The sequence below is a fragment of the Paracoccus sp. SM22M-07 genome, assembly GCF_001887735.1.
Taxonomy (GTDB): domain Bacteria; phylum Pseudomonadota; class Alphaproteobacteria; order Rhodobacterales; family Rhodobacteraceae; genus Paracoccus.
Window position 1 is genome coordinate 1 of the sequence record NZ_JPKW01000009.1, and the last position, 19,303, is coordinate 19,303.

General features: G+C 66.2%; 20 protein-coding genes and 1 tRNA gene. 14 read left to right on the top strand and 7 right to left on the bottom strand.

Annotation, left to right across the window (positions count from 1 at the left end; all coding sequences use genetic code 11):
* Positions 1-66: 66 nt before the first annotated feature.
* Together IE00_RS12960 and IE00_RS12965 are read right to left on the bottom strand one after the other, a co-directional pair.
* Positions 67-330: a DUF6538 domain-containing protein gene (locus tag IE00_RS12960; RefSeq protein WP_139291431.1), complete on the bottom strand. Its 264-nt coding sequence runs from the start codon at positions 328-330 to the stop codon at positions 67-69.
* A 79-nt stretch (positions 331-409) separates the two neighbouring features.
* Positions 410-484 (bottom strand) — tRNA-Thr (locus IE00_RS12965).
* A gap of 138 nt (positions 485-622) precedes the next feature.
* On the opposite strand from IE00_RS12965, the gene IE00_RS12970 reads away from it, so the two are divergent.
* The 6 genes from IE00_RS12970 to IE00_RS12995 are packed head-to-tail and all read left to right on the top strand — an operon-like array spanning position 623 to position 4,848.
* Entirely contained in the window at positions 623-802 is a 180-nt protein-coding gene (locus IE00_RS12970; protein WP_072297629.1) for a hypothetical protein, read from the top strand.
* On the top strand, positions 802-2,073 hold the full coding sequence (gene murA, locus IE00_RS12975) for a UDP-N-acetylglucosamine 1-carboxyvinyltransferase (protein WP_072297632.1): 1,272 nt from the start codon (positions 802-804) through the stop codon (positions 2,071-2,073). Before IE00_RS12970 ends, murA begins: the two co-directional genes overlap by 1 nt.
* A gap of 2 nt (positions 2,074-2,075) precedes the next feature.
* A complete protein-coding gene (locus IE00_RS12980) occupies positions 2,076-2,552 on the top strand; it encodes a DUF2948 family protein (protein WP_072297633.1) in 477 nt (158 codons plus the stop codon).
* 40 nt (positions 2,553-2,592) lie between these two features.
* Entirely contained in the window at positions 2,593-3,906 is a 1,314-nt protein-coding gene (gene hisD, locus IE00_RS12985; RefSeq protein WP_072297634.1) for a histidinol dehydrogenase, read from the top strand.
* Positions 3,903-4,382 (top strand): UPF0262 family protein, encoded by a 480-nt coding sequence (locus IE00_RS12990; protein WP_072297635.1) that lies wholly within the window; start codon positions 3,903-3,905, stop codon positions 4,380-4,382. The genes hisD and IE00_RS12990 overlap by 4 nt, the downstream gene beginning before the upstream one ends.
* Before the next feature lie 4 nt (positions 4,383-4,386).
* Positions 4,387-4,848 (top strand): low molecular weight phosphatase family protein, encoded by a 462-nt coding sequence (locus IE00_RS12995; protein ID WP_072297636.1) that lies wholly within the window; start codon positions 4,387-4,389, stop codon positions 4,846-4,848.
* Between the two features lie 6 nt (positions 4,849-4,854).
* On the opposite strand, the gene IE00_RS20155 is transcribed toward IE00_RS12995, so the two are convergent.
* A complete protein-coding gene (locus IE00_RS20155; RefSeq protein WP_170864151.1) occupies positions 4,855-5,079 on the bottom strand; it encodes a DUF1127 domain-containing protein in 225 nt (74 codons plus the stop codon).
* Between the two features lie 147 nt (positions 5,080-5,226).
* On the opposite strand from IE00_RS20155, the gene IE00_RS13005 reads away from it, so the two are divergent.
* Entirely contained in the window at positions 5,227-6,090 is an 864-nt protein-coding gene (locus IE00_RS13005; RefSeq protein ID WP_072297637.1) for a LysR family transcriptional regulator, read from the top strand.
* Between the two features lie 39 nt (positions 6,091-6,129).
* Here the strand turns inward: IE00_RS13005 and edd are convergent, their stop codons facing one another.
* Positions 6,130-7,932, bottom strand: a complete 1,803-nt coding sequence (gene edd, locus IE00_RS13010; RefSeq protein WP_072297638.1) for a phosphogluconate dehydratase — start codon at positions 7,930-7,932, stop codon at positions 6,130-6,132.
* Between the two features lie 180 nt (positions 7,933-8,112).
* Between edd and IE00_RS13015 the strand changes: the two genes are divergently transcribed.
* From IE00_RS13015 to ftsY, 6 genes are all read left to right on the top strand, one after another.
* Complete coding sequence (locus tag IE00_RS13015; protein ID WP_072297639.1) at positions 8,113-9,306, top strand: RSP_2647 family RNA methyltransferase; 1,194 nt, start codon at positions 8,113-8,115, stop codon at positions 9,304-9,306.
* Entirely contained in the window at positions 9,306-9,845 is a 540-nt protein-coding gene (locus IE00_RS13020; RefSeq protein WP_072297640.1) for an RSP_2648 family PIN domain-containing protein, read from the top strand. Before IE00_RS13015 ends, IE00_RS13020 begins: the two co-directional genes overlap by 1 nt.
* Positions 9,846-9,905: 60 nt before the next feature.
* Positions 9,906-11,357 (top strand): glucose-6-phosphate dehydrogenase, encoded by a 1,452-nt coding sequence (gene zwf / locus IE00_RS13025; protein WP_072297783.1) that lies wholly within the window; start codon positions 9,906-9,908, stop codon positions 11,355-11,357.
* Positions 11,358-11,359: 2 nt separating this feature from the next.
* Positions 11,360-12,031 carry a 6-phosphogluconolactonase gene (pgl, locus tag IE00_RS13030; RefSeq protein WP_170864159.1) on the top strand — a complete coding sequence of 224 codons (672 nt, stop codon included), beginning with the start codon at positions 11,360-11,362 and terminating at the stop codon, positions 12,029-12,031.
* A gap of 17 nt (positions 12,032-12,048) precedes the next feature.
* Complete coding sequence (gene pgi, locus IE00_RS13035; RefSeq protein ID WP_072297642.1) at positions 12,049-13,659, top strand: glucose-6-phosphate isomerase; 1,611 nt, start codon at positions 12,049-12,051, stop codon at positions 13,657-13,659.
* Between the two features lie 112 nt (positions 13,660-13,771).
* Positions 13,772-14,833 carry a signal recognition particle-docking protein FtsY gene (ftsY, locus tag IE00_RS13040; protein ID WP_072297643.1) on the top strand — a complete coding sequence of 354 codons (1,062 nt, stop codon included), beginning with the start codon at positions 13,772-13,774 and terminating at the stop codon, positions 14,831-14,833.
* A 10-nt stretch (positions 14,834-14,843) separates the two neighbouring features.
* Here ftsY and IE00_RS13045 read toward each other — a convergent pair whose 3' ends face one another.
* A complete protein-coding gene (locus IE00_RS13045; protein ID WP_072297644.1) occupies positions 14,844-15,851 on the bottom strand; it encodes a GlxA family transcriptional regulator in 1,008 nt (335 codons plus the stop codon).
* Between the two features lie 162 nt (positions 15,852-16,013).
* On the opposite strand from IE00_RS13045, the gene IE00_RS13050 reads away from it, so the two are divergent.
* Positions 16,014-17,423 carry a class II 3-deoxy-7-phosphoheptulonate synthase gene (locus tag IE00_RS13050; RefSeq protein WP_072297645.1) on the top strand — a complete coding sequence of 470 codons (1,410 nt, stop codon included), beginning with the start codon at positions 16,014-16,016 and terminating at the stop codon, positions 17,421-17,423.
* 55 nt (positions 17,424-17,478) lie between these two features.
* Here the strand turns inward: IE00_RS13050 and IE00_RS13055 are convergent, their stop codons facing one another.
* Together IE00_RS13055 and IE00_RS13060 are read right to left on the bottom strand one after the other, a co-directional pair.
* Positions 17,479-18,351, bottom strand: coding sequence for a lysophospholipid acyltransferase family protein (locus tag IE00_RS13055; RefSeq protein WP_072297646.1), 873 nt, complete (start codon positions 18,349-18,351; stop codon positions 17,479-17,481).
* The gene (locus IE00_RS13060) at positions 18,351-19,271 is read right to left on the bottom strand and encodes a DMT family transporter (protein ID WP_083554365.1); all 921 of its coding nucleotides are present in this window, start codon (positions 19,269-19,271) and stop codon (positions 18,351-18,353) included. Before IE00_RS13060 ends, IE00_RS13055 begins: the two co-directional genes overlap by 1 nt.
* Between the last annotated feature and the right edge of the window lie 32 nt (positions 19,272-19,303).

Here is a 19,303-nt window from a genome sequence, read left to right on the forward strand (position 1 = left end):
ATCTCCTCCGGCTTGTGCTTTTTCTGGGGCATTCCTGCATCCTCCAAATGGCTCAAAAGCCATACCTCAGGGAGGACCACTTTTCAGGGGGCAGACCAGCTGCTTATGGGGAATTGCCTGCGGGACTGTCCGGGCTGCCTGCCACTGCATTCGGAGCGCCTCCAACTCAACAAGGAAGCGTTCCTTGGCAACCTTGGGGTCTTTGGTCCGCAGCGTTTTCTTGACGTGGGATTTGCAAAGCTGCGCCACCAGATCGGACGGAACTCTGACGTTCAAATAGTAGACGCCGTTCTTCGGGTGCTTCGTGGGTCTGGGCATTCCAAGGGCCATGTTGACCACCTCTGTATACCACCGAGGGGTCATCAAGTCTCTGATTTAACACAAGTTATTCAAAATATTGGAGAATAACTGGTGCTGTGAGAGAGGATTGAACTCTCGACCTCACCCTTACCAAGGGTGTGCTCTACCACTGAGCTACCACAGCATCGTTGGAGGGGCGTTTAACCAATGCCCAAGACGCCTGCAAGAGCATTTTCGAATTTTTTCCGGATTTCGCCGATTGCCCTCCGATCGGCTTTGCGTTTGCTGGACTGCGACGCTGGCGGACGCTAACAGATGAACCATGACGGATCGACGCAAAGACAAATCTGCCCCGGAAAGCCGCGATGATCGCCTGCGACAGGCGTTGCGCGCGAATCTGGCACGCCGCAAGGCGCAGGCGCGGGCACGTGCGGACGATCCGGAATCCGATAACAAGGCCGCCATTGAACCGGCCGACAAGACAGGCAAGGACGACAGCTGATGGACCAGATCATCGTAGAGGGCAACGGCCCCCTGAAGGGAGAAATCCCCATTGCCGGTGCGAAGAACGCCTGCCTGACGCTGATGCCCGCGACGCTGCTGACCGATCAGCCGCTGACGCTGACCAATGCGCCGCGCCTGTCGGACATCCGCACCATGACGGAATTGCTGCAAAGCCTGGGCGCCGAAGTCGCCAGCCTGCAGGACGGCCAGGTGCTGGCCCTGTCCAGCCATGACATGACCAGCCACCGCGCCGAATACGACATCGTGCGCAAGATGCGCGCCTCGATCCTGGTGCTGGGGCCGATGCTGGCGCGCGACGGCGTGGCCGAGGTGTCGCTGCCCGGTGGCTGTGCCATCGGTGCGCGGCCCGTGGACCTGCATCTGCGCGCGCTGGAGGCCTTGGGTGCGACGCTGGACCTGCGCGAGGGTTATGTCCATGCCAAGGCACCGGTCGGCGGACTGAAGGGCGCCGTCTTCGAATTCCCCATCGTCTCGGTCGGGGCGACGGAAAACGCGCTGCTGGCGGCGACCCTGGCACGCGGCACGACGGTACTGAAGAACGCCGCCCGCGAGCCCGAGATCGTCGATCTGGCCCAGTGCCTGCGCCGCATGGGCGCCCAGATCGAGGGCGAGGGCACCGGCACAATCACCATCCAGGGCGTCACCAGCCTGCATGGCGCGACCCATCCCGTCGTCACCGACCGGATCGAGCTGGGCACCTATATGCTGGCCCCGGCGATGTGCGGCGGCGAGGTCGAGCTGTTGGGCGGCCGCATCGACCTGCTGTCGGCTTTCTGCGAGAAGCTGGAAGAAGCCGGTGTCAGCGTCGAGGAAACGCAGCGCGGGCTGAAGGTCAGCCGCAAGAACGGCCGCCTGAAGGCTGTGAACGTCACGACCGAACCCTTCCCCGGTTTCCCGACCGATCTGCAGGCCCAGTTCATGGCCATGATGTGCACCGCCGAGGGCACCAGCGTCCTTGAGGAGACCATCTTCGAGAACCGCTTCATGCATGCCCCCGAACTGACCCGCATGGGCGCCCGGATCGAGGTCCATGGCGGTCACGCGACCGTCACGGGCGTCGAAAAGCTGCGCGGGGCGCCGGTGATGGCGACCGACCTGCGGGCCTCGGTCAGCCTGATCCTTGCGGGGATGGCGGCGGAAGGCCAGACAACCGTCAGCCGCGTCTATCACCTGGATCGCGGTTACGAACATGTCGTGCGCAAGCTGCGCGGCGTGGGTGCCCATATCGAACGCGTCAAGGAGCAGTGATCATGGCCGAGGATGCCCGTTTCAGCGATGCCGACCCCCGTCCCCTGAGCATCAGGGCCGAGGACGAGGTCGATCTGCGCATCCTCTCGTCGCTGGCGCAGGATGCGATCCTGCCCGCGACCCAGATCAGCCATGACCCCAAGGCGCGCCGTCTGGCCTTGCTGCTGAACCGCTTCCGGTGGGAAGACGCCGACGCCGCCCGGACCGAGGGACGCGATTTCGAACGTGTCCAGTCGCTGCTGGTCGTCAATGACGTGATGCGCCTGGTCAGCGACGGCGTGGACCGCGATGCCGACACGGTCCTGTCGCTGCTGGCGCTGCGCTGGACCCCGGGCGATGACGGCACGGGTCGCCTGTCGCTGGATTTCGCGGGCGACGGCACGATCATCGCCGAGGTCGAATGCATCAACCTGGATCTGCGCGACGTGACGCGACCCTATCGCGCCGTCTCGGGGAAAGCGCCCAGTCACCCCGAGTGACGGGCCGATGAAAGCCGCAAGGCTGCAAGGAACGAAGAACATGCCGGTCACGCTGAACATCAAGGATGCCGATTTCGAACAGGGGTTCCAGCAGATGCTGAACGCCAAGCGCGAGGACTCGGCCGATGTGAACACCACCGTCGCCACGATCATCGCCGATGTGCGCCATCGCGGTGACGCCGCCCTGTGCGAACTGACCTCGCGCTTTGACCGGCTGGAGCTGACGCCCGAAACCCTGCGCTTCACCGCCGCCGAGATCGACGCGCAGGTGGCGATGGTGTCGCCCGAGGATCGCACCGCGCTGGCCCTGGCCGCCGAACGCATCCGCGCCTATCACGCCCGCCAGATGCCCGAGGATGCCAGCTGGACCGACCCTGAAGGCGCCACCCTGGGCTGGCGCTGGAGCGCGGTTTCCGCGGCGGGCCTTTACGTGCCGGGCGGGCAGGCGGCCTATCCCTCCAGCGTGCTGATGAACGCGATCCCGGCGCGGGTGGCGGGGGTGGACCGTCTGGTCATCTGCGTGCCGACGCCGGACGGGGTGATCAACCCCCTGGTCCTGCTGGCCGCCCAGCTGTCCGGCGTGGATGAGATCTATCGCATCGGCGGCGCGCAGGCCGTGGCGGCGATGGCTTACGGCACCGACACCATCGCGCCGGTCGACAAGATCACCGGTCCCGGCAACGCCTATGTGGCGGCGGCCAAGCGTCAGGTCTTTGGCCGCGTCGGCATCGACATGATCGCCGGCCCATCCGAGGTGTTGGTCATCGCCGATGGAGAACAGAACCCCGAATGGCTGGCCTGGGACCTGCTGGCGCAGGCCGAACACGATGCCGATGCCCAATCGATCCTGATCACCACCGATCCCGCCATGGCCCGCGCCGTGGCCGCTGAGGTTGAACGCATCATCCCGACGCTGGACCGCGCCGCCATCGCGGGGGCCAGCTGGCGCGATTACGGCACGCTGATCGTGGTGGACGACCTGGATCAGGCGGCAGCCCTGTCGAACCGCATCGCCCCCGAGCATCTGGAGCTGTGCGTGGCCGACCCCGAGGCGCTGGCCGCCAAATGCATCCATGCCGGTGCCATCTTCCTGGGGGCGCACACACCCGAGGCCGTGGGCGATTACGTCAGCGGGCCGAATCACGTGTTGCCGACGGCGCGCTCGGCACGCTTCAGTTCCGGGCTTTCGGTCATGGATTTCCTGAAGCGCACCACCATGGCGCGGCTGACGCCCGGTGCCTTGGCCGCCATCGGTCCCGCCGCCGTGCGCCTGGCCGCATCCGAGGGCTTGCAGGCGCATGGCGCTTCGGTTCAGGCTCGGTTGGGGATGTTGAACGAAAGGCCGCATGAATGAGCCGCATCATCAGGATCGAGATCGACGACAGCGCCATCGCGCCCGCGACCCCCGAAATGGAGCAGGAACGCCGCGTCGCGATCTTTGACCTGATCGAGGATAACAGCTTTTCCGTCCCCGGTCGCGAAGGCGGCGCGGCACCCGAGGGTCCGTTTGTTCTGGAACTGTGCATCCGTGAAGGCAGGCTGGTCTTTGACGTGAACAGCGACGGCGGCGACAAGGTGGCCGAGTTCCACCTGTCGCTTGGGCCGTTCCGGCAGGTGGTCAAGGATTACTTCCAGATCTGCCAAAGCTATTTCGATGCCGTGAAACGCCTGCCCCCCGCCCAGATCGAGGCGATCGACATGGCCCGGCGCGGCATCCACAACGAAGGCGCGCGCACCCTCCAGGAACGGCTGGAGGGCAAGGCGGTGCTGGATATCGACACGGCCCGGCGCCTGTTCACCCTGATCTGCGCCCTGATCCCGCAAAGCTGAGATCATGGCGCAGGACAAGTTTCCCTCATCGGTTCTGTTCTGCTGCGACCACAATGCCATCCGTTCGCCCATGGCCGAAGGGATGATGAAGAAGTTCTATGGCCGCGCCGCCTATGTCCAATCGGCCGGCGTCAAGAACGACATGGACGTGGACGGCTTTGCCATCGCCGTCTGCGACGAGGTGGGCGTTCCCCTGGCCAATCACCGCAGCCGCAGCTTCGAGGAGATGCAGGATTGGGGCGACGACCTGGGCCAGTTCGACCTGATCGTCGCCCTGTCGCCCGCCAGCCAGCGCATGGCCTTGGAAATGACGCGGCACGCCCATCTGGACATCGAATACTGGCCCATCATGGACCCCACGGGCCTGGCCGAAGGGCGCGAGGCGAAACTGGCCGCCTATCGCCAGACCCGCGACCAGATCGAAAAACGCATGCTGGAGCGTTTTGGCCCGCCGCGTGGCGAATGACCGGCCTCAGCGGCGGCGCCAGCCTGTCGGCACATCCCATGCCGCCCGGGCCAGTTCCTGTTCCACATCCGCGCGGGTCAGGCCGATATCGTTCAGCTGCGCATCCGTCAGACGCGCCAGATCGATGCGAGTGCGGCGCAAATCGAACATCGTCAGCAAACGCTCGAGCCATCTGGTGCGCGGGATGATGCCATGGCCGGTGATGACGCGGGCAAGGGATCGGGTCGACATGGTTCAGCCTCGTTGATTGATGTGATCAGAGACGGTGATGATTCAACGTCTTTTGATCTTGTGAATTGATTGTTACCGACCATCGTTCTATTTTTGAAGCGAATGCTTTTGATGCGTTCGATCAAGAATTGTGAAAGGTGGGCGTCGATGCGGAACCTGGACATCGCGACCTTGCGGTCGCTGCAGGCGGTCGCCGAATACGGCACCGTCACGCGGGCGGCCGAATCGCTGAACATGACGCAAAGCGCGCTGTCGATGCAGATGAAACGGCTGGAGGATCTGTTCGGGCGGCCCATGCTGACCAAGGCGGGGCGCGGTGTCGTGCTGTCGGACCTGGCGTTGGATCTGCTGGGGGAAAGCCGCAAGCTGGTGGCGCTGAACGACGCGATCCTGTCGCGCTTTACCGGCGTGCAGCCTGCGACGCGGCTGCGCGTCGGGCTGACCACGGACTGGCTGTTCACCAAGGTTGCACAGACCGTGCGGGCCTTCCGGCTGGACCAGCCCCGGGTCGAGCTGGTGATGAACCACGCGCGCAGCAAGGACCTGCGCGCCCAGATGAAGCGCGGCGAACATGACGTGATCCTGACGACCGAATTCGACGCGCCGCCGGGGGCGATCCATCTGGCCAAGGTCGATCTGGCCTGGTTCGGCGCCGCGGGCGGCGAGGCGTGGCGCCAGCGTCCCCTGCCGGTCGCCGACAGCGCCCATTGCGCCTATCACCCGGTCGGCATGGCGGCGCTGGATCAGGCGGGGATCGAATGGATGCAGGTCGCCAGCGACGGTGGCAGCGAAACCTGGCGGGTGCTGGCGGCGGCCGATCTGGGGGTCACGCTGCTGCCGCGCGGCATCTCTCAGCCGGGACTGGAAGTGGTGGACCATGGCGGGACCTTGCCGCCGCTGCCGCCCACCTGGCTGAACGTCTATGTGGCCGATGGCCCGGCCCGCCATGTTGCCGCCGATTTCGCGGGCTATCTGCGCCGCGTCGTCTGCGAGGTCGCCGCGGCGGCGTGATGGTCATCCCCCCGCAGGAATCCTGCGGGGGGCAGGTTTTCAGACGACGACGCCTGCGCCTTCGGTTGCGGGACCGGCCACGGCACGGAAGGCGGCGAACATCTCGCGTCCCAGGCCTTCGTTGCTGCCCGAGGGATCGAAGGCCACGGGTTCGCGGCTGTCGAAATCGGGCGCCAGGCATTCCAGCCTGCCCGACGCCGCATCCAGCCGGACCAGGTCACCATCCTGCACGCGGGCCAGTGGTCCGCCCATCGCCGCCTCGGGCGAGACGTGGATGGCGGCCGGGACCTTGCCCGAAGCGCCCGACATGCGCCCGTCGGTGACCAGCGCCACTTTCAACCCGCGATCCTGCAACACCGCCAGCGTCGGCGTCAGCGAGTGCAGCTCCGGCATGCCGTTGGCGCGGGGGCCTTGGAAACGGACGATGACGATGGTGTCTTCGGTGAACTCTCCGGCGCGGAAGGCGGTCTTGACCGATTCCTGGTCGGAAAAGACGCGGGCCTTCGCCTCGATCACGTGACGCTCGGGGGCGACGGCGCTGATCTTGATCACGCCGCGACCCAGGTTGCCCTGCAGCTGCTTCAGCCCGCCCGACTTGGCGAAGGGATCCGTTGCGGGGCGCAGGATGCGGTCGTTCAGCGATGCCTTGGCGCCCGCTTCCCAACGCACGCGGCCCCCGTCCAGCTTGGGTTCGGCGGTGTATCCGTCCAGGCCGGTGCCGTTGATCGTCTTGACGTCGGGATGCAGCAGCCCCGCCTCGAGCAACTGCCCGATCATGTAGCCAAGGCCGCCGGCAGCGTGGAAATGGTTCACGTCGGCCAGCCCGTTGGGATAGACGCGCGCCATCAGCGGCACGTTTTCCGACAGGTCGTGGAAATCCGCGATGTCCAGCAGGACGCCGGCCGCGCGGGCCATGGCGGGCAGGTGCAGGACCAGGTTGGTCGAGCCGCCCGTGGCCATCAGCCCGACGATGCCGTTCACGAAGGCGCGTTCGTCCAGCACCTGACCGGCAGGCAGATAGTCGTTGCCAAGATTGGTGATGGCGGCGGCGCGTTCGACGGCGGCGACGGTCAGCGCCTCGCGCAGCGGCGTGTTGGGGTTCACGAAGGACGATCCGGGCAGGTGCAGGCCCATGAACTCCATCAGCATCTGGTTGGTGTTCGCGGTGCCATAGAAGGTGCAGGTCCCGGCGCTGTGATAGCTGGCCATCTCGGCGGCCATCAGCTCCTCGCGGCCGACCTCGCCAGTGGCGAATTGTTGGCGGACCTTGGATTTTTCGTCATTGGGCAACCCCGAGGGCATCGGACCCGCCGGCACGAAGACCGCCGGGATATGGCCGAAGGTCGCCGCCGCGATGATCAGCCCCGGCACGATCTTGTCGCAGACACCCAGATACATCGCCGAATCAAAGCAGTCATGCGACAGCGCCACGCCCGCCGCCAGGGCGATGACGTCGCGCGAAAACAGCGACAGTTCCATCCCCGGGCGGCCCTGGGTCACGCCGTCGCACATGGCCGGCACGCCGCCCGCGACCTGAACCGTGGCACCCGCCGCGCGCCCCGCCTGACGGATTCTTTCGGGGTAATGTTCAAAGGGCTGATGCGCCGACAGCATGTCGTTATAGGCCGAGACGATGCCGATATTGGGTTTGCGCGTCGTGGCCATGTCTTCCTTGTCGGACATGGCGGCATAGGCATGGGCCTGGTTGCCGCAGGACAGGTGGGCGCGGGCCGGACCTTCCTGCGCCGCGCGGGCGATCTTTGCCAGATAGGCCGCGCGCGACTGCACAGAGCGTTCGCGGATGCGGTCTGTCACCCGGTCGATGGTGGCGTGAAGGGTCATGGCGGGCCTCCTGTTCATTTGCGGCGACTATACCCCGTTAGCGTTAACGGGGCAACCTCTGCCTGTGCATATCCTGCAGCATTCACCGCGGATTTGCACGATTTCGCGTGATCGACGGGTCGGCGCGACTTGTGCGACGGGTGGTCCCGTGTCAGATCAGCCGCGAAAGGATTTTTTCCAATGAATGATCTGCCCGTCATCCGCCTGCGTCCGAAATCGAAACCCCAGGCCATCCGCCACGGTTTCCCCTGGGTCTTTGCCGACGAGGCCGTGCTGGACCGTCGCACCAAGGCCCTGCCTGCGGGCGGCTTTGCCGTGCTGGAGGATGCCGAACGCCGGCCCTTGGCGCTGGTGACGGTGAACCCCGCCTCCAAGATCATCGGGCGGGTCATGGATCTGGATATCGATGCCCAGATCGACGGGGCATGGCTGCGCGCCAAGCTGTCCCGCGCGCTGGAGATGCGCGAGCGTCTGTACGATCAGCCCTTCTATCGCCTGGTCCATGCCGAGGCCGACGGCCTGCCGGGCCTGATCGTCGACCGTTTCGGCGATGCCGCCGTGATCCAGCCCAATGCCGCCTGGTCCGACACCATGGCCCAGGACATCGCCGACGCCCTGTCCGAGGTTGCGGGCATCAAGACCGTCATTGCCAATGGCCAGGGCCGCGCGCGCGGTCTGGAGGGGTTGTCCGAACGCATGGACGTGCTGCGCGGCGATGCGCCCGCGGCGCCCGTGCAGGTCCAGATGAACGGCGCGATCTATCTGGCCGACATGATGGGCGGGCAGAAGACCGGCCTGTTCTATGACCAGCGCCCCAACCACGCCTTTGCGCAGCGCCTGTCCAAGGGCGCCACCGTTCTGGACGTCTTCAGCCATGTGGGCGGCTTTGGCTTGGCGGCGCTGGCCGCCGGTGCGACGCATGCGACCGCCGTCGACGGCAGCGCGCCCGCGCTGAAGCTGGCGCAGGGCGGGGCCGAGGCCATGGGTGCCGCCGACCGCTTCGAGACCATGCAGTCGGATGCGTTCAAGGCGCTGGAAACGCTGGCCGAACAGGGGCGACAGTTCGACGTGGTCGTCTGCGACCCGCCAGCCTTCGCGCCGTCGAAATCGGCGCTGGATGCGGGCCTGCGCGCCTATGAACGCGTGGCCAAGCTGGCGGCGCCGCTGGTCGCGCCGGGCGGCTATCTGGCGCTGTGCAGCTGTTCGCATGCTGCCGACCTGACCGCCTTCCGCAATTCCAGCGCGCGGGGCATCGGGCGCGGCGGTCGTCGCAGTGTGCTGATCCACACGGGTCAGGCCGGTCCCGACCATCCGACCCTGCCGCAGCTGGCGGAAACCGGCTACCTCAAGTCGCTGTTCTTCCGGCTGGACTGATGCGGGCGGTTCTGGACGCCAATGTCCTGTTCCCCACCATCCTGCGCGAGATCCTGTGCGATCTGGCGCAGGACGGGCGGTTCACGGCCTTGTGGTCCGAACGCATTCTGGAGGAATGGCGCCGCGCCGCCCTGCGCATCGGCCCCGATGCGGGGGCCGTCGCCGGGGCCGAGATCGCGCTGTTGCGCCTGCGTTTTCCCGGCGCGATCCTGCCCGATGACGGGCAGGCGGCGATCGATCTGAATTTTCCCGACCCCGCCGACCGCCACGTCGCCGAGGCCGCGCTGGCGGGCGGGGCATCCCTGATCGTCACGGCGAACCTGCGCGACTTTCCCCAACGCCTGATGACAGGGCTGGGCCTGCGGGCCATCCATCCCGATGCCTTTCTGCTGGACCTGTTCCAGGACCGTCCTGCAGAGGTCGTCAGGGCGGTCCGTGCGGCCTGCGACAAGGCCGTGGCGATGGGTGGGCAGATGACCCTTGAACAGATGTTGAAACGCGGCAGGCTGCCGCGTCTTGCCAAGGCAGTGGGCGGTTGAACATCGTTGCTGTTATCGCTAACAAAGGGTATGGCGGAAGCCACCCATAAGGAGGACAGCATGGTCTCGCGTGTCATTCCGGTCGAAGATTTCGACCTTGTGATCTTTGGCGCTACGGGCGACTTGGCGCATCGCAAGATTTTGCCGGGACTTTACCGGCGCTTCAAGGCGGGCCAGTTCCCGGCCACCAGCCGCATCATCGGCGCGGCACGGACCGAACAGGACGATGACGGGTTCCGCGCCGAGGCGTCCAAGGCGATCTGCGAATTTGCCAAGGTCGACAAGGATGATCCGCAACTGGCGCAATTCCTCGAGCTGCTGGGATATGTGTCGATCGATGCCCGCGGCGAGGGCGGCTGGAAGGAACTGAAGGCGCGCATGCGCCCCGGTGCGGTCCACGCCTTCTACTTCTCGGTCGCGCCGGCGCTGTTCGGCGATATCGCGGAACGCCTGGCCGGTCACGGCATCGCCGATGACGACAGCCGCATCGTGGTGGAAAAGCCCTTCGGTCGCGACCTGGCATCGGCCCGCGCGCTGAACGACACGCTGGCCCAGCATTTCCACGAACAGCAGATCTATCGGATCGACCATTACCTGGGCAAGGAAACCGTCCAGAACCTGATGGCCGTCCGCTTTGCCAATATTCTGTTCGAACCGCTGTGGAACGCCCAGTTCATCGACCATGTGCAGATCACGGTTGCCGAAACCGTGGGCGTGGCCGGGCGCGGCAGCTATTACGACAAGTCCGGCGCGATCCGCGACATGGTCCAGAACCACATGATGCAGCTTTTGTGCCTGATCGCGATGGAGCCGCCCTATCACTTCGACCCCGACGCCGTGCGGGACGAGAAGCTGAAGGTCATCCGCGCCCTGCAGCCGGTCGAGCCCGCCGATATCGTGCGCGGCCAGTACCAGGCCGACGAGGGTGGCACCGGCTATGTCGAGGATTCCGAGGACCCCAATTCGCGCACCGAAAGCTATGTCGCGATGAAGGTGCGGATTTCCAACTGGCGCTGGCAGGGGACGCCCTTCTATCTGCGCACCGGCAAGAAGCTGCGCGCCCGCACCAGCGAGATCGCGATCACCTTCAAGGAACCGCCGCATTCGATCTTTGACGACAGCGGCACGCCCAAGGCGAACGAACTGGTCATCCGCCTTCAGCCGAACGAAGGCATGAACATGAAGGTGATGATCAAGGAACCCGGCCCCGGCGGCATGCGCCTGGTCCAGGTGCCGCTGGACATGTCCTTTGCCGACGCCCTGGGGCCCGAGGGCGCCGACATGCCCGACGCCTATGAACGGCTGATCATGGACGTGATCCGCGGCAACCAGACCCTGTTCATGCGCGGCGACGAGGTCGAGGCCGCATGGGCCTGGACAGACCCCATCATCAACGCGTGGGACGACAGCAAGCGCAAGCCCGAACCCTATGATGCCGGATCCTCGGGGCCCGAGGAAGCGTTGCGCCTGATGCATCGCGACAACCGTCGCTGGAGGGAGATCAGGTCATGACCATGGAATTCAAGGAATACCCCGACCGCGAGATGCTGGCCCTGTCGCTGGCCGACCAGCTGTCCTCGCAGCTGGCGCAGCATCTGCGCAACAATGACGGCGCCACGTTGTGCGTGCCGGGCGGCACATCGCCGGCGCCCGTCTTCGAGACCCTGTCGGGCACCGATCTGGACTGGGGCCGCGTGACCGTGGTTCTGGGCGATGAACGGTGGGTGGACGGCGATCACAAGCGGTCGAACAGCCGCCTGCTGCGCCGTCACCTGCTGAAGGAGAAGGCGGCGGCGGCCGATTACATCGACCTCTATACCGGCGATGCAGCACCCGATCTGGCGACCGATGGGCTGGCCGAGCGCCTGAAGCCGCATCTGCCGCTGACTGTGGCCCTGCTGGGGATGGGCAATGACATGCACAGCGCCAGCCTGTTCCCCGGTGCCGATCACCTTGAGGCTGCGATGGCCGGCGATGCGCCCCCCGTCATGGCCATCCGTGCCGATGGCGCCGAGGAGCCGCGCATTACCCTGACCCGCCCGATTCTGGCCGATGCGATCAACATCCATGTGCTGATCATGGGCCCCGAAAAGCGCGAGGCGCTGGAACGTGCGCAAAAGCTCTCGCCGCTCGAGGCGCCGATCCGGGCCTTCCTTGATGCCGCCACCGTCCACTGGGCCGAATGACCAAAGGAAATAGCGTGATGTCCGACAGCTGGAACCGTCTGAAATCCCACCGCCAGGCGCAGGGCGATCTGCGCATCGAGGGCCTGTTCGCCGATGACGCCGCCCGTGCGACCGCGTTCTGCACCAGGGCCGACGGTCTGGTCTTTGACTGGTCCAAGACCACCATCGACACCAAGGCCCGCGACCTGCTGCTGGACCTGGCCCGCGATGCCGGGCTCGAGGACCGCCGCGAGGCCATGTTCACCGGCCAGCGCATCAACGAGACCGAGGATCGCGCCGTGCTGCACACCGCGCTGCGCAACCTGTCAGGCAGCGTGACGGTGGATGGCCAGGACGTGATGCCCGCCGTGCGCGATACCCATGCCCGCATGACGGCATTCGCCCGCGACCTGCGGTCGGGCGCCTTTGCGGGGCAGGGCGGCAAGATCACCGATATCGTGAATATCGGCATCGGCGGGTCCGACCTTGGGCCCTATATGGCGGTGCTGGCGCTGGCGCCCTATCACGACGGGCCGCGCGCGCATTTCGTCAGCAATGTCGATGGCGCCGATATCGCCGACACGCTGAAGGGGCTGGACCCGACCACGACGCTGGTCATCGTGGCATCGAAGACCTTCACCACCATCGAAACCATGACCAATGCCCGCACGGCGCGCGACTGGATGGCGGACAAGGTGGACGAACCGGGCGCGCAATTCGTCGCCCTGTCGACCGCCGCCGCCAAGGCCGCCGATTTCGGCATCGCGGCCGAACGCGTCTTCGGCTTCGAGGATTGGGTCGGGGGGCGCTATTCCGTCTGGGGGCCGATCGGCCTGTCCTTGATGCTGGCCATCGGGGATGAGGGATTCGACCAGTTCCTGGCGGGTGGCGCGGCGATGGACGCCCATTTCCGCAGCGCACCGCTGGACCAAAACCTGCCGGTGCTGCTGGCGCTGACGGGCATCTGGCATCACCAGATCTGCGGCTATCCGACCCGCGCGGTCCTGCCCTATGACAACCGCCTGCTGCGCCTGCCGGCCTATCTGCAACAGCTGGAGATGGAATCGAACGGCAAGCGCGTCGCCATGGATGGCAGCGATCTGGAGGTCGTGTCGGGACCCGTCGTCTGGGGCGAACCCGGCACCAACGGCCAGCACGCCTTCTATCAGCTGATCCACCAGGGCACGACGCCCGTGCCCTGCGAATTCATCCTGGCCGCCAAGGGCCATGAACCCCATCTGGCGCATCACCACATCCTGCTGGCCGCCAATTGCCTTGCCCAATCCGAGGCGCTGATGCGGGGCCGGTCCCTGGATGAGGCGCGCGACCTGATGAAGGCCAAGGGGCTGGAAGGGGCCGAGCTGGAACGCCAGGCCCGTCACCGCGTCTTCCCGGGCAACCGGCCCTCCACGACGCTGCTGGTCGATCAGCTGACGCCTTATGTGCTGGGCCAGATCGTCGCGCTTTACGAACACCGGGTCTTTGTCGAGGGCGTCATTCTGGGCATCAACAGCTTTGACCAATGGGGCGTCGAACTGGGCAAGGAGCTGGCGCTCAAGGTCGAGCCGCTGCTGAAGGGGCAGGATGCGCCGGGGCATGACGCCTCGACCACCAATCTGGCCGCGATGATCGTCGCGGCGCGCGGCTGAACGAAAACCGGCAAGGGCGGGGAATGGTCCCGCCCTTTCGGGTTGAACTTGACGGCTTTTCCTTTGCCGCGTGAACAGCTAGGGTCGGGCCCGCAAAAACAGGGGGCCGATCATGGCGTTTTTCTCGAAACTGCGTGAAAGACTTGGCAGGTCTTCGACGAAGATCAGCTCGGATCTGGACGATATCGTCGCCGAGGCCCCGCCCGAAGCCGCCCCCGAGGCCGCGCCGGCACCGGCCCCCGTCGAACATGTCGTCGAACCACCGGCCCCCACCGCAGCCCCCGCCGCGACGCCGGGCCTGGTCGGGCGTCTGTTCGGCCGGTCCTCTCAGCCCGAAGAACCACGCCGCGCGCTGGACGACGCGATGCTGGAAGACTTGGAAGACATGCTGGTGCAGGCCGATCTGGGCGTCGACACCGCCCTTCGGGTCAGCGCCAATATCGCCGAAGGGCGCATGGGCCGCCGTGTCTCGTCGACCGAGCTCAAGGAGCTGCTGGCGACCGAGATCGCGCGCATCCTGGCCCCGGTCGCCCGTCCCCTGCCGATCTATGCCAAGAAGCCGCAGGTCGTGCTGGTCGTCGGCGTGAACGGCGCGGGCAAGACCACCACCATCGGCAAGCTGGCCAGCCAGTTCCGCGCGGCGGGCAAATCGGTGGTGATCGCGGCGGGCGACACCTTCCGTGCGGCCGCCGTCGAACAGCTGCAGGTCTGGGGGGACCGCGCGGGCGTGCCGGTGATGGTCGCGCCGCAGGGCAGCGACCCCGCCAGCCTGGCCTGGGACGCGATGGTCCGTGCCGAGGCCGAGGGCGCGGATCTGCTGATGATCGACACCGCCGGACGCCTGCAGAACCGTCAGGACCTGATGGAGGAGCTGGCCAAGATCGTCCGCGTCATCCGCAAGAAAGACCCCGAGGCGCCCCACAACACCCTGCTGGTGCTGGACGCGACAACCGGCCAGAACGCGCTGAACCAGGTCGAGACCTTCCGCAAGCTGGCCGATGTGTCGGGCTTGGTGATGACCAAGCTGGACGGCACGGCGCGCGGTGGCGTGCTGGTGGCGCTGGCCGACCGTTTCGGCCTGCCGATCCATGCCATCGGCGTGGGCGAACAGATCGACGATCTGGACGCCTTCGACGCGCAAGACTTTGCCCGCGCGCTGGTCGGGCTGTCCTGAACCGGGCACCTTATCCCGGAACCTGGTCCGCCTGAACCACCTTCACCGAAGACGTGCCCCGTTCGTGATAGGGCGTGCTGCCATATTGCGCACGGTAGCATTTGGAGAAATGCGACGGGCTGGAAAAGCCCGAAGCCAGCGCGATCTCGATGATAGACATTTCCGTCTGCATCAGCAGGTTGCGCGCCCGCGCCAGCCGCGTTTCCATATAATACCGCTTGGGGCTGCGGTTCAGGTATCGCCGGAACAGACGCTCCAGCTGCCGGGTGGACATGCCCGCATCCAGCGCCAGCTGGGCGGGGCTGATCGGGTCTTCCAGGTTCGCTTCCATCCGCGCGATGACGGCGGCAAGGCGGGGATGGCGCACGCCGATGCGGGTCGGGATCGACAGGCGCTGGCGGTCCTGTTCGGTGCGGATGGCGGTGTGCAGCATCTGGTCGGCCACATCGGCGGCCAAAGCGTCGCCATGCGCCTCGGCGATCAGGTGCAGGATCAGGTCGATCGAGCTGGTGCCCCCCGCCGCCGTCAGCCGGTTTCCGTCATGCACGAAGACCGATCGGAACAGATCGACCTCGGGGAAGGCCTCGGCGAAGCCGTCGTGGTTTTCCCAGTGGATCGTGGCCTTGCGCCCGTCCAGCAGCCCGGCTTCGGCCAGCACCCAGGCCCCGGTGCAGACCGCCCCCATGGCCGCCCCCCCGCGCGCCTGCCTGCGCAGCCAGGCCAGCACGGGGCGCGTCGCCTCGCGCGCGATCTCGGTGCCGCCGCAGACGATCACGACCTCGTCGCGGCCCGGCGGCGGCGCTTCGGCATCCAGCCCCCCGTCCAGCACCACCCGCGCGCCGTTGGAACAGACCGACATGTCGCCCCGCGCCCCCACCAGCCGCCAGTCGTAAAGTGGCCGCCCCGAGGCACGGTTGGCCAAGCGCAGCGGCTCGATCGCGGCGGTGAAGGGCAGCATCGTGAAACGATCCAGCAGCAGGAAGGTGAAGCGGCGCGGTTTGTCGGTGGCCATCGGCATGTCTTTGCAAGGGTTTCGCGGGCCACCCAAACAGGGAATCGCGGCCACGGCAAGCATGGCTTGGCCCGGCGACGAAAGCCCGCCCGATTGCGCGGCAGGGTCTTTCCCTAGACGGTGTTAGCGACTATACGAATCCGACCATTTTTCCAAGGAGCGCAGGACATGACGCAGGATATCCGCAAGACCGCCGCCACCCAGACCTGGGACAAGGCAGGCTGGCGCGCCTATCCGCGCGTCCAGATGCCCGATTATCTGGATCCCGCCGCGCTGGACGCCGTGGAATCGCAGTTGCGCCGCTATCCTCCGCTGGTTTTCGCAGGCGAGGCGCGGCGGCTGAAGGCCCAGCTGGCCGACGTGGCCGCTGGCCGCGGCTTCCTGCTGCAGGGCGGCGATTGCGCTGAAAGCTTCAGCGAATTCAGCGCCGACAACCTGCGCGACACCTTCAAGGTGATCCTGCAGATGGCCGTGGTGCTGACCTGGGGCGCGCAGATGCCCGTGGTCAAGGTGGGCCGGATGGCCGGTCAGTTCGCCAAGCCGCGCAGTGCGCCGACCGAGACCATTGGCGGCACCGAACTGCCCAGCTATCGCGGCGACATCATCAACGGGTTCGATTTCACCCCCGATGCCCGCATTCCCGATCCGCAGCGAATGCTGTCGGCCTATACCCAGGCGGCGGCGTCGCTGAACCTGCTGCGGGCCTTCTCGACCGGCGGTTTTGCAGACATGCACCGCGTCCAAAGCTGGATCGCCGATTTCGTCGGCGGCCCCGAAGCGGCCAAATACCGTGAAATCGCGGGCCGGATCAGCGACGCCATGGCCTTCATGCAGGCTGCGGGCGTGAATTCGGAAACGGCGCACCAGCTGTCCAAGGTCGATTTCTATACCAGCCACGAAGCGCTGCTGCTGGAATACGAAGAGGCGCTGGCACGGATCGATTCGACCTCGGGCCTGCCGGTGGCGGGTTCGGGCCACATGATCTGGATCGGTGACCGTACCCGTCAGCCCGATGGCGCGCATGTCGAGTTCTGCCGCGGCGTCCAGAACCCGATCGGTCTGAAATGTGGTCCCACAACCACGGCCGATGACCTGAAGGTGCTGATGGCCAAGCTGAACCCGGAAAACGAGGCCGGCCGCCTGACCCTGATCGCGCGCTTCGGCGCCGGCAAGGTCGGCGATCACCTGCCGCGGCTGATCCAGGCCGTTCAGGAGGAAGGCGCGAATGTCGTCTGGTCCTGCGACCCGATGCACGGCAACGTCATCAAATCCTCGACCGGCTACAAGACGCGCGCCTTCGATTCGATCCTGCGCGAGGTCCGCGAGTTCTTTGCCATCCACAAGGCCGAGGGCACGATCCCCGGCGGCGTGCATTTCGAGATGACCGGCAAGGACGTGACCGAATGCACCGGCGGCGTCCGCGCCGTGACGGACGAGGATCTGTCCGACCGCTATCACACCGCCTGCGATCCGCGCCTGAACGCCAGCCAGTCGCTGGAACTGGCCTTTCTGGTCGCCGAGGAACTGCGCGCCCGTCGCGAAAATGCAGCCGCGGAACAGGCCATCAAGGTGGTCTGATCACCGACCGCGAAAAACGAAAAGGCCCGGGGGTAATCCCGGGCCTTTTTTTGTGTCAGCGTTTCCAGCGGCGGTGGATCCAGAACCATTGGTCCATATGCTGCCGGACCAGCATCTCCAGATCGTCGTTCAGCGCCTGCATCATCCGATGCGGATCGTCATGTTCGACGGGCACGCCGACCTGGACACGAAAGCTGAGGCCATCAGGCTGGCGGATGGCCGCGATGGGCACCAGCAGCGCCTCGTATCGTCGGGCCAGCTCCGCAGGCGTCAGCACGGTTCGCGAGGGCAAGTCGAAGAAGCGCAGCTCGGCCCCGTCATGGGCGAACTGATCGAAGCCCAGGGCCAGCCAGCCGCCCCCGCGCAAAAAGCGCAGCATCGCCGCCAGACCTGATCGGCCACGCGGAAAGACCGGCTCGGCGATGGCGGTGATGGCGGGGACATAGTGGCGGTTGAAGGCCTCATTGTTCATCGGCCGGTAAAGGGCGCCCACCGGCCAGCCCCGCCCCGACAGGGCCGCGCGCATCGCGTCGTAATTGCCGAAATGCGCGCAGGCCAGGATCACGGGACGCCCGGTTTCGAAGGCGGCTTCCAGATCGGACAGGCCCGGACCCTGCAGCGGGTCGGCGTCATGGATGCGCGCCGTGAACTGATCACCCGAATAGATCTCGGCCAGCGACCGGCCCGCATTTTCGGGCACGCGGCGGACAAGGTCCTCGACCTCGTCCTTGGACAGGTCGGGGCGGGCCAGGTGCAGGTTGTCGCGGATGCGCCGCCGCCAACCGGCGACGGGGGCGATCACCCGCGAGAAAACCCAGCCGATCGCCGGGATGCGGCGTTCATAGGGCAGCACGCGTGCCAGGCCCATGATGGCCAGGAAGGCCGCATTTCCCAACCGGTCGGGAAGCGATGGCTTGTCGTCGGGCATCAGGCCTCCTTTGCGACACGGGCCTCTCGGGACCAGACGTAAAGACCGGCGGTCACGATAATGACGGCACCGGCGATCGTCCAGTTGTCGGGCAATTGCCCGAAGAACAGCCAGCCCCAGATGCCGGCCCAGATCAGCCCGGTATAGCCGAAAGGCGCCAGCATGCCCGCTTCGGCGGCGCTGAAGGCGCGCACCAGCAGGTATTGGCTGGCCGTCCCGAAGATGCCCAGCAGCACGAAGGCCCAGATGTCGCCCGAGGCGATCGGCTGCCAGAAGAACGGCACGATCATGCTGGTGATGGTGGTCCCCACCACCGCCGACCACATGACCGAGGTGGCAACCGAATCCGACCGCACGATCCGCGTCAGCAGCGCCCCCGCCGCATAGGTGAAGGCCCCCGCCAAGGGCAGCAGGGCGGCAGGCTGGAAGACCCCCAGGCCCGGACGGATGATGATCAGCGCACCGACCAGTGCGGCGGCGATCCCGGCGACCCGGCGCGGGCCGATCCTTTCGCCCAGGAACAACGCGGCCCCCAGGGTGATCAGCACCGGGTTCAGGTCCATGATGGCCGTGGCTTCCGCCAGGCCGATATATTGCAACGAGGTGAAGAAGAAGCCGACCGATCCCAGCTGCATCACCGCCCGGCCAAGCTGCATGCCAGGCTGCCTGGTCCGCATCAGCGGGATCATCTTGTGTCGGAAGATCAGCGCGAAGATCAGCAGATTGCCCACAAAGCGCATCCAGATGACCTGCACGGGATGATAGCTTTGCGTCAGGTGCTTGGCCGTCGCATCCATCAGCGTAAAGCCAAGGATGGCCGCCAGCAGCAGGGCGATGCCGCGCGCCTGGTCGGATCGCGGCTGCCGCAACCCGTCCCTTTCGCGACCCATCAACGCGAATGCGCGCGCCAGCACCCGCATCAGAGCGAAGGATCATGGATATCGGGGCGGGG

Coding starts and splice junctions, on each gene's coding strand:
- IE00_RS20155 (WP_170864151.1), bottom strand. CDS start 5,079: ATGTCGACCCGATCCCTTGCCCGCGTCATCACCGGCCATGGCATCATC.
- IE00_RS13015 (WP_072297639.1), top strand. CDS start 8,113: ATGAATGATCTGCCCGTCATCCGCCTGCGTCCGAAATCGAAACCCCAG.
- pgi (WP_072297642.1), top strand. CDS start 12,049: ATGTCCGACAGCTGGAACCGTCTGAAATCCCACCGCCAGGCGCAGGGC.
- IE00_RS12990 (WP_072297635.1), top strand. CDS start 3,903: ATGAGCCGCATCATCAGGATCGAGATCGACGACAGCGCCATCGCGCCC.
- IE00_RS12995 (WP_072297636.1), top strand. CDS start 4,387: ATGGCGCAGGACAAGTTTCCCTCATCGGTTCTGTTCTGCTGCGACCAC.
- hisD (WP_072297634.1), top strand. CDS start 2,593: ATGCCGGTCACGCTGAACATCAAGGATGCCGATTTCGAACAGGGGTTC.
- IE00_RS13020 (WP_072297640.1), top strand. CDS start 9,306: ATGCGGGCGGTTCTGGACGCCAATGTCCTGTTCCCCACCATCCTGCGC.
- ftsY (WP_072297643.1), top strand. CDS start 13,772: ATGGCGTTTTTCTCGAAACTGCGTGAAAGACTTGGCAGGTCTTCGACG.
- IE00_RS13050 (WP_072297645.1), top strand. CDS start 16,014: ATGACGCAGGATATCCGCAAGACCGCCGCCACCCAGACCTGGGACAAG.
- IE00_RS12980 (WP_072297633.1), top strand. CDS start 2,076: ATGGCCGAGGATGCCCGTTTCAGCGATGCCGACCCCCGTCCCCTGAGC.
- IE00_RS13055 (WP_072297646.1), bottom strand. CDS start 18,351: ATGCCCGACGACAAGCCATCGCTTCCCGACCGGTTGGGAAATGCGGCC.
- IE00_RS13045 (WP_072297644.1), bottom strand. CDS start 15,851: ATGCCGATGGCCACCGACAAACCGCGCCGCTTCACCTTCCTGCTGCTG.
- IE00_RS12960 (WP_139291431.1), bottom strand. CDS start 330: ATGGCCCTTGGAATGCCCAGACCCACGAAGCACCCGAAGAACGGCGTC.
- IE00_RS13005 (WP_072297637.1), top strand. CDS start 5,227: ATGCGGAACCTGGACATCGCGACCTTGCGGTCGCTGCAGGCGGTCGCC.
- IE00_RS13060 (WP_083554365.1), bottom strand. CDS start 19,271: ATGCGGGTGCTGGCGCGCGCATTCGCGTTGATGGGTCGCGAAAGGGAC.
- pgl (WP_170864159.1), top strand. CDS start 11,360: ATGGAATTCAAGGAATACCCCGACCGCGAGATGCTGGCCCTGTCGCTG.
- murA (WP_072297632.1), top strand. CDS start 802: ATGGACCAGATCATCGTAGAGGGCAACGGCCCCCTGAAGGGAGAAATC.
- IE00_RS12970 (WP_072297629.1), top strand. CDS start 623: ATGACGGATCGACGCAAAGACAAATCTGCCCCGGAAAGCCGCGATGAT.
- edd (WP_072297638.1), bottom strand. CDS start 7,932: ATGACCCTTCACGCCACCATCGACCGGGTGACAGACCGCATCCGCGAA.
- zwf (WP_072297783.1), top strand. CDS start 9,906: ATGGTCTCGCGTGTCATTCCGGTCGAAGATTTCGACCTTGTGATCTTT.